Origin of the sequence: Pseudomonas sp. GM84, from assembly GCF_000282535.1 — a bacterium.
Taxonomy (GTDB): domain Bacteria; phylum Pseudomonadota; class Gammaproteobacteria; order Pseudomonadales; family Pseudomonadaceae; genus Aquipseudomonas.
In genome coordinates, this window is record NZ_AKJC01000127.1 from 1 (window position 1) to 8,837 (window position 8,837).

Annotated in this window: 8 protein-coding genes; 3 read left to right on the plus strand and 5 right to left on the minus strand. The window is 63.7% G+C overall.

The genetic code is table 11. From position 1 onward, the window contains the following. Positions 1 to 53 precede the first annotated feature (53 nt). From PMI38_RS11430 to PMI38_RS11440, 3 genes are all read left to right on the plus strand, one after another. Positions 54 to 1,235, plus strand: coding sequence for an NAD(P)/FAD-dependent oxidoreductase (locus PMI38_RS11430; protein WP_043273440.1), 1,182 nt, complete (start codon positions 54 to 56; stop codon positions 1,233 to 1,235). Between the two features lie 79 nt (positions 1,236 to 1,314). Continuing rightward, the gene (gene yccS, locus PMI38_RS11435; protein ID WP_008093948.1) at positions 1,315 to 3,498 is read left to right on the plus strand and encodes a YccS family putative transporter; all 2,184 of its coding nucleotides are present in this window, start codon (positions 1,315 to 1,317) and stop codon (positions 3,496 to 3,498) included. Positions 3,499 to 3,668: 170 nt separating this feature from the next. Then, the gene (locus PMI38_RS11440) at positions 3,669 to 4,121 is read left to right on the plus strand and encodes a GNAT family N-acetyltransferase (protein WP_008093950.1); all 453 of its coding nucleotides are present in this window, start codon (positions 3,669 to 3,671) and stop codon (positions 4,119 to 4,121) included. A gap of 16 nt (positions 4,122 to 4,137) precedes the next feature. Here PMI38_RS11440 and PMI38_RS11445 read toward each other — a convergent pair whose 3' ends face one another. The 5 genes from PMI38_RS11445 to PMI38_RS11465 all read right to left on the minus strand — a co-directional run bounded on the left by PMI38_RS11445 (position 4,138) and on the right by PMI38_RS11465 (position 8,796). After that, entirely contained in the window at positions 4,138 to 4,434 is a 297-nt protein-coding gene (locus PMI38_RS11445) for a winged helix-turn-helix domain-containing protein (protein ID WP_008093952.1), read from the minus strand. 12 nt (positions 4,435 to 4,446) lie between these two features. Beyond that, complete coding sequence (locus tag PMI38_RS11450; protein WP_008093954.1) at positions 4,447 to 4,947, minus strand: M48 metallopeptidase family protein; 501 nt, start codon at positions 4,945 to 4,947, stop codon at positions 4,447 to 4,449. Positions 4,948 to 4,986: 39 nt separating this feature from the next. Then, positions 4,987 to 7,107: a putative bifunctional diguanylate cyclase/phosphodiesterase gene (locus PMI38_RS11455; protein WP_008093956.1), complete on the minus strand. Its 2,121-nt coding sequence runs from the start codon at positions 7,105 to 7,107 to the stop codon at positions 4,987 to 4,989. Between the two features lie 194 nt (positions 7,108 to 7,301). After that, positions 7,302 to 8,366: a class II fructose-bisphosphate aldolase gene (gene fba / locus PMI38_RS11460; protein ID WP_008093958.1), complete on the minus strand. Its 1,065-nt coding sequence runs from the start codon at positions 8,364 to 8,366 to the stop codon at positions 7,302 to 7,304. A gap of 100 nt (positions 8,367 to 8,466) precedes the next feature. Beyond that, entirely contained in the window at positions 8,467 to 8,796 is a 330-nt protein-coding gene (locus PMI38_RS11465; RefSeq protein ID WP_008093960.1) for an MliC family protein, read from the minus strand. Positions 8,797 to 8,837: the final 41 nt, after the last annotated feature.

Below are 8,837 nucleotides of genomic sequence, written 5' to 3' on the forward strand. Positions count from 1 at the left end.
TTGCCGGCGATTGGGCCGCAGCGCGGCCCCTGTTACTTGAAAGAGGTTACCCCGTGCACACCACCGACGTGATCATCCTCGGCGCCGGCGCCGCCGGCCTGATGTGCGCCCAGCTCAGCGCCCGCCGTGGCCGCCGGGTGCTGCTGCTCGACCACGCCAACAAGCCAGGCAAGAAGATCCTCATGTCTGGCGGCGGTCGCTGCAACTTCACCAACATGTACACCGAGCCGGCCAACTTCCTGTCGCAGAACGCACACTTCTGCAAATCGGCCCTGGCCCGCTACACCCAGTGGGACTTCATCGAGCTGGTGGCCAAGCACGGCGTACCCTACCACGAGAAGAAACTCGGCCAGCTGTTCTGCGACAACAAGGCCAGTGACATCCTCAACATGCTCTTGGCCGAATGCGACGACGCCGGTGTCGACCTGCGCATGGAAACCAGCATCCAGCACATCGAGAAGACCGAAAACGGCTACCTGCTGCAGACCAGTGCCGGCCAGTTCGCCTGCCAGTCGCTGGTGATCGCCACCGGCGGCCTGTCGATCCCGACCCTGGGCGCGACCGGTTTCGGTTACCAGGTGGCGCGCCAATTCGGCCATACCCTGCTGCCGACCCGCGCCGGCCTGGTGCCCTTTACCATCACCGAGCCCCAACTCAAGGCACTGTGCACCGAGCTGTCGGGCACTTCGCTCGATTGCACGGCCAGTTGCAACGGCACCAGCTTCCGCGAAAACCTGCTGTTCACCCACCGGGGCCTGAGCGGTCCGGCGATCCTGCAGATCTCGTCGTTCTGGGAGGCTGGCGACACCGTCGAAATCAACCTGCTGCCCGACCGTGATGCGCTGACCTGGCTGCAACAGCAACAGACCGAGCGCGCCAATGCCGAGCTCAAGACCGTGTTGGGCGAGGTCTTCACCCGCAAGCTGGCCAACCTTCTGGCCGAGCAGTGGTTCGAGTCCAAGCCGATGAAGCAGTACACCCCGGCGGAGCTGGCGCAGATCGCCGACAAGCTGGCGGCCTGGCAGGTGGTGCCGGCCGGCACCGAGGGCTATCGCACCGCCGAAGTGACCCTGGGCGGCGTCGATACCCGCGAAGTGTCCTCCAAGACCATGGAATCGCTGAAGACCCCTGGGCTGTACTTCATCGGCGAAGTGCTGGATGTCACCGGCCACCTGGGCGGCTTCAATTTCCAGTGGGCCTGGGCATCGGCCAACGCTGCGGCGCAGTTCGTGTAGAGTAGAATCCATTCAGCACGGAACGCTTCTTGCTGGTCCGTGCGGCAATGCATTCATTCGATCACTGCCCAAGGCCATCATGTCATCGAGCTCGTTCCGTCAGTCACTGCGTCGCCTGTGGGGCCAAGACAAGTTCAGCTACAGCATCCGGGTCACGATTGCCCTCACCGGCAGTCTGGCCTTGTGCTGGTACCAGAACGAGATGGGCCTGCTGATTCCGCTGTTCCTGGGCATCATCGCCAGCGCCCTGGCCGAGACCGACGACAGTTGGCAGGGCCGCCTCAGCGCCCTGGCCGTGACGCTGGTGTGCTTTGCCATTGCCGCGCTGGCCGTCGAGCTGCTGTTCCCCTACCCCTGGGTCTTCGCCATCGCGCTGGCCCTGGCGGCGTTCGGCCTGACCATGCTCGGCGCCTTGGGCGAGCGTTATGGGGCGATCGCCTCGGCAACGCTGATCACGGCGGTGTACACCATGATCGGTGTCGACCAGCGCGGCGGCCAGGTGACCGACTTCTGGCACGAACCGATGCTGCTGGTGGCTGGCGCCGCGTGGTATGGCCTGTTGTCGGTGCTCTGGCAGGCGCTGTTCTCCAACCAGCCGGTGCAGCAGAGCCTGGCCAAGCTGTTCTTCGAACTGGGCCGCTACCTCAAGCTCAAGGCCAACCTCTTCGAACCCATCCGCAACCATGACCTGGAAGCCCGGCGCCTGGAGCTGGCCCAGCAGAACGGGAAAGTGGTCGCCGCACTCAACGCGGCCAAGGAAATCATCCTGCACCGGGTCGGCAACAGCCAGCCCAACTCCAAGGTCAGCCGTTACCTGAAACTGTACTTCCTGGCCCAGGACATCCATGAGCGCGTCAGTGCCTCGCACTACCCCTACAATGCCCTGGCTGAAGCGTTCTTCCACAGCGACGTGATGTTCCGCTGCCAGCGCCTGCTGCGCCATCAGGGCTCGGCCTGCCAGGACCTGGCGCGCTCGATCCGCCTGCGCCAGCCGTTCGTCCTGGACAGCCGGTTCGCCGACACCCTGGAAGACCTCAACGCCTCTCTGGAACACCTGCGCAACCAGAACAACCCCGCCTGGCGCGGCCTGCTGCGCTCGCTGCGCGCACTGGCTGCCAACCTGGCCACCCTCGACCGCCTGCTGGGCGCCGCCAGCAACCCGGACAGCCTGGCCGATGCCAGCGACAGCAGCCTGCTCGACCGCTCGCCGCACAACCTCAAGGACGTCTGGAGCCGCCTGCGCACCCAACTGACACCGACGTCCCTGCTGTTCCGCCATGCCTTGCGCCTGCCGCTGGCACTGTCGATCGGCTATGGCATGGTGCATCTGATTCACCCGACCCAAGGCTACTGGATCATCCTCACCACGCTGTTCGTCTGCCAGCCCAACTATGGCGCCACCCGGCGCAAGCTGGTGCAGCGGGTGTTCGGCACGGCGATCGGCCTGACCGTCGGCTGGGCACTGTTCGACCTGTTCCCCAATCCGCTCATCCAGTCGTTGTTCGCCGTGGTCGCGGGCGTGGTGTTCTTCGTCAACCGCACAACCCGTTACACCCTGGCCACGGCGGCGATCACGCTGATGGTGCTGTTCTGCTTCAACCAGATCGGCGATGGCTATGGCCTGTTCCTGCCGCGGCTGTTCGATACCCTGGTGGGGAGCCTGATCGCCATTCTTGCGGTGTTCCTGTTCCTCCCCGACTGGCAGGGCCGACGCCTGAACAAGGCACTGGCCAACACCCTGACCTGCGCCAGCGTGTACCTGCGCCAGATCATGCAGCAGTACGCCCACGGCAAGCGCGACGACCTCGCCTACCGCCTGGCCCGGCGCAACGCCCACAACGCGGACGCCGCGCTGTCCACCACGCTGGCCAACATGCTCATGGAGCCGGGGCATTTCCGTAAGGAGGCCGATGTGGGCTTTCGCTTCCTGGTGCTGTCGCATACGTTGCTCAGCTACCTCTCCGGGCTGGGCGCGCACCGTGACAGTGCCTTGCCGGCCGAGGTCCAGGAACACTTGATCGAGGGGGCCGGGCAAAGCCTGGCCAACAGCCTGGATGAAATCGCCAACGGCCTGGCGGCGCGGTTGCCGGTAGCGATACACAGCGATGCCGAGGAAGCCCTGGCCAATGCGCTGGAGCAGATGCCGGATGAGGTGGATGAGCATCAGCGGCTGGTGCAGACGCAGCTGGCCTTGATCTGCCGGCAGCTGGGGCCGCTGAGAACCTTGGCGGCACACTTGATCAAAGAAGGGGCAGCGGCCTGAGTGGGTTGTGCCTGTACTGGCCCTATCGCCGGCAAGCCGGCTCCCACAAGGACCGCAAGTGCAATCCCTGTGGGAGCCGGCTTGCCGGCGATAGGGCCCGCACAGGCGCCCCCTCGTCGCCGACCGGCATATTTGCGATGATCGACGATCTTTTTCAGGAGCCACCCACCATGTCCATCGACTGGATCTGCAAGCACCACACTGACCTGAGCAAGGATCAGCTCTACGCCATCCTGCAATTGCGCACCGAAGTGTTCGTGGTCGAGCAGCGCTGCGCCTACCAGGACGTCGATGGCCAAGACCTGGCGGGCGACACCCTGCACCTGATGGGCTGGCAGGATGACAAGCTGATGGCCTATCTGCGTGTGCTCGATCCGCAATCACAGGGTGGCGATGTGGTCATTGGCCGTGTGGTGACTGCACCGCAGGCGCGCGGGCTGAAGCTGGGCCACCCGCTGCTGCTCAAGGGCCTGGAAGCGGCTGCGCACTGCTGGCCGGGGATGCCGGTGTACCTGTCGGCGCAGGCGCACCTGCAAGGCTTCTATGGCCAGCACGGCTTCGAAGTGGTGGGCGAGCAATACCTGGAAGACGACATCCCCCACATCGGCATGCGCAAGGTCTGAGCTTGCGCCCCGTGGCTCACGGGTAATCAAGCACCTCTCGCATCTGGCGCAGGTGCCGGGTGATCCACTGCTTGTCGATCGCCCCCCAGTCATGGATGCGGTAATGCCCGGCATGATTGCGCGCGCCTTCCTGCTGCTCGAATTCGCAGACGATATCCAGGTCGGCCAGCGCGGCGATGGTGTCCTGCGCCGTGCGCCGCGGCATGCCGGTGGCCTCCATCAAGGCCGGTACGCTGGTGGCGGTCTGGCTGTCGATGAGCCAGGCCACGTACAGGCGACGATAGAAGCTGCTCTTGGTCTTGCTCACTTCCATGCTGCGTGATCCTTACAGGTTGCCTGGCAGTTCCCGGTAGGTCAGGTAGACGCGCAGGTCGAATTCCAGTTGGTGGTAGTCCGGTTCCATGTGCTGGCACAGCTGGTAGAACGCCTTGCTGTGGTCACGCTCGCGCAGGTGCGCCAACTCATGCACCACGATCATGCGCAGAAACGCCGGCGCCGCCTCCTTGAACAGCGAGGCGATACGGATTTCCTTCTTGGCCTTGAGGTTGCCGCCCTGCACCCTCGACACCGCCGTATTGAGGCCCAATGCGCGGTGGGTGAGGTCCAGGCGGTTGTCGAACAGCACCTTGTCCAGGCTTGGCGCGGTACGCAGGTACTGCTGGCGCATCTCCTGGGCATAGGTGTACAGCGCCTTGTCGCTTTGCACGTCATGGCGGCCCGGGTAGCGACGCTGCAGGTACTCGCCCAGGCGGTCGCTGTCGATCATTTGCTGCACCTGCTGCTGCAGGTGCGGCGGGTAGGCTTGCAAGTAGCGTAATACGGTCATGGCACGACTTTCGGCGTAACGAAAGGCGATTCTAGCCAATCAGGGCCGTGGCCAGGAAAAAATTGACGGGAAGCCGCTGGCATCGGCCGCCGTCATCGGGTGAGCGACCAGGAACCCTTGCACGTAGGCACAGCCATTGGCTTTCAGCCAGGCCGCCTGGGCCGGCGTTTCCACACCTTCGGCGATGACCGTGATGCGGTAATCCGCACACAGGCCGACGACGCTGCGCACCAGCGCCGCGTCCTGGGTCGAATCCGGCAGGCGCGCCACCAGGTGCCTGTCGAGTTTCAAGGTATCTATCGGCAGGTCACGCACCATGCGCAGCGAGCAGTCGCCAGAACCAAAGTCGTCCAGCGCGACCCGCACACCCAGTTCGCGCACGCGCTGTATCTGCTTGATCGCCGTGTCGAGGTTGGACATCAGCGAGGTCTCGGCGATCTCCACCTCCAGCTGCGCCGGGTTCAGCCGGTATTCCTGGATCACCCGCTGCAGCTCATCGGCCAGGCTGGGCATGGCGAACTGCGCCCGGCTCAGGCTGATCCCCAGCACCAGGTCCGGGCCGAAGCGCTCATCCCAGGCCAGCCGCTGGGCCGCGCCCTGGCGATAGATCCAGCTGGCCAGACGGTTGATCAGCCGGGCTTCTTCCAGCAATGGAATGAACAGGCCCGGCGGCACGTCGCCGACGCTGGGATGCTGCCAGCGGAGCAAGGCCTCGAAGCCGCGCAAATGGCCATCGGTGAAGCTGACCTGGGGCTGGTACACCAGGCTGAAGTCGTGCGCCTCGACAGCGGCGCGAACACTGTTTTCAAGCATCAACCGCGAACGCGCCCGGCCATTGAGCTCCTGGTCGTAGAAGCGGTACTGCTGGCGCCCTGCCTGTTTGGCCGCATACATGGCGGCATCGGCCGACCGCAGCAGGCCTTCGACAGTGGCCCCGCAGTCCGGATAGGTGGCGATACCGATGCTCACCCCCAGGCTCACGTCCAAGCCCTCCAACTGCTGCTGGATGGAGACGCGTTCCAGCAGCTGTTCGGCATACCGCCCGGCCTGCTCGGGATAAGGCAGGCTATCGAACAGCGCGGTGAACTCGTCACCGCCCATGCGCGCCAACAGCGCCTCGCTGCCCAGGCAGTCCTTGAACTGCTCGGCGACCCAGCGCAGTACCCGGTCGCCGGCCTCGTGCCCCAACGAATCGTTGATCCGCTTGAAGCCATCCAGGTCCATGTACATCAAGGCCCGCGCCTTGTCGGGGCGGTCATTGCGCAGCAGCACGCCTTCGGCAGCCTGGTAGAAGCCACGGCGGTTCAGCAGCCCGGTGAGGGGATCGGTGACTGCCTGGTGTTCGAGCTGCTGGTGCAGGTTGCGCACCACCGACATGTCGAGCACCGTCACCACCATCGCCTGCTGATCGGCAGGCAGCGGTGCACAGGACAGCGCCACCGGCACCAGGTGTCCGCCCACCGTGCGCAAATGGGCATCGTGAACGCGGAAAATGCGCCTTGCCAGGTAGGCTTGATGGAAGTCGCAGTCATGCCACAGGGTGGCATTGGGCAATTGCACCAGGTCCAGCAGGTGCGCGCCCTGAAGCTGCTCCACCGGCGCCTGCAGCAAATGCGAAATCGCCGGGTTGGCGAAGCTGATGGTGCCCGAGGCATCGACTACCAGAATGCCCTCGGCGGCATTCTCCAGGATGGATGCATTGAACGCCCGGGCGTCCTCCAGTTCGCGGGTCAGGCGCTGCAGCATGCGGCGGTTGCGCTGCTGGTCCAGCTGCGCCTGTACCTTGGGCTTGAGAATCTGCGGGTCGAACGGTTTGAACAGGTAATCCACCGCGCCACTGGCATAGCCTTTGAGCACGGCGGCATCGGACTGTTCGTTGGCAGTAAGGAAGATGATCGGGGTGAGCCGGGTACGCTGGCTGCCACGCATCAGTCGGGCAACTTCGAAGCCGTCCATTTCCGGCATCTGCACGTCCAGCAGCACCAGGTCGACATCGTGTTCGAGCAACGCACTCAGGGCTTCCGTCCCTGAGCTTGCCGTCAGCACCAGCCAATCCTTGCGGGCCAGGAGCGCTCGCATGCTGATGAGATTTTCCGGGTAATCGTCTACCACCAGAAGTACGGAGTTGCTCTCCAGTGGTTGGGGGTAAGCGCCATCCATGCTGCTTCTCTTGTCTGACCGACGTCAACGAACGATTGGATCCGATTAATACTCTAGACACGAGGTTACAACAAACAATGCAATCAGAACGCTATCAGTGAATAAATCAAAGGGTAGTCGACTAACGGTCACTTGCCGTTCATTCAGGCATAAAAAAACCCGCATTTCTGCGGGTTTTTCGTCAGCACAAAGGATCAGTTGACCTTGGCGGCCAGCTCACCCTTCAGGTAACGCTGGAACATGCCTTCCAGGGAGATCGGCTTGATCTTGGAGGCATTACCGGCGGTACCGAAGGCTTCGTAACGGGCGATGCACACGTCACGCATGGCTTTGACGGTTTCACCGAAGAACTTGCGCGGGTCGAACTCGCTCGGGTTCTGCGCCATCAGACGACGCATGGCACCGGTAGAGGCCAGACGCAGGTCGGTGTCGATGTTGACCTTGCGCACGCCGTGCTTGATGCCTTCGACGATCTCTTCGACCGGCACGCCGTAGGTCTCTTTGATGTCGCCGCCGTACTGGTTGATGATCGCCAGCCACTCTTGCGGTACCGAGGAAGAACCGTGCATCACCAGGTGGGTGTTAGGGATGCGCTTGTGGATTTCCTTGATGCGATCGATTGCCAGCACGTCACCGGTAGGCGGCTTGGTGAACTTGTAGGCACCGTGGCTGGTGCCGATGGCGATGGCCAGGGCATCGACCTGGGTCTTCTTGACGAAGTCGGCGGCCTCTTCCGGGTCGGTCAGCATCTGGCTGTGGTCCAGCACGCCTTCGGCGCCGATACCGTCTTCTTCACCGGCCATGCCGGTTTCCAGCGAACCCAGGCAACCCAGCTCGCCTTCTACCGAAACGCCGCAAGCGTGCGCCATGGCAACGGTCTGCTGGGTAACACGGACGTTGTACTCGTAGTCGGTCGGCGTCTTGCCGTCTTCGCCCAGCGAGCCGTCCATCATGACCGAGCTGAAGCCCAGCTGGATCGAGCGCTGGCAGACGTCAGGGCTGGTGCCGTGGTCCTGGTGCATGCACACCGGGATGTGCGGGAATTCTTCGATCGCTGCCAGGATCAGGTGGCGCAGGAACGGAGCACCGGCGTATTTGCGAGCACCGGCCGAAGCCTGGACGATAACCGGAGAGTCGGTCTTGTCGGCCGCTTCCATGATGGCGCGCATCTGCTCGAGGTTGTTGACGTTGAAAGCCGGAACGCCGTAACCGAACTCGGCGGCGTGGTCCAGCATCTGGCGCATGCTAATGAGTGCCATTGTGTATCTCTCTCCCGACAAGCGTCGTTTGTTTCGTGCAAGCCTGCCGCAGGGGCGGTTGCTGTTCAAGTAGTGTGGGCCGCCTATGCGGCCCGGCCAGTCACGGTGCCTTGCAGCCCCGCCCTATCAGATCGTTGGTTGCCACCCAGTACACCAGGCCTTCTTCGCCCTTGGTGTGGAAGGCCAGCACGCCATCGCTGTACATCGCACCCGACGCACTCGGCTCGGACTTGAGCCGGTAGACCTGGTCACCGCCACCGAGGCGGACGTCGACCGAATCCTGTTGCGCATCTGCGAAGCGCCAAAGCACTTCGGTCTGGGTGTCGCAGACCCAGCGGGTCCAGTTGTCTGCCGGGGCGGGTTGCGCCGGCTGCAGCAGCGAGCATCCTGCCAGTGTCGCCAGGGCCGTCACGGCCAAGAGCGTTTTCATCACGTTACTCCGCTAGGGGCTGCTTTGCAGCCCAATCGCCG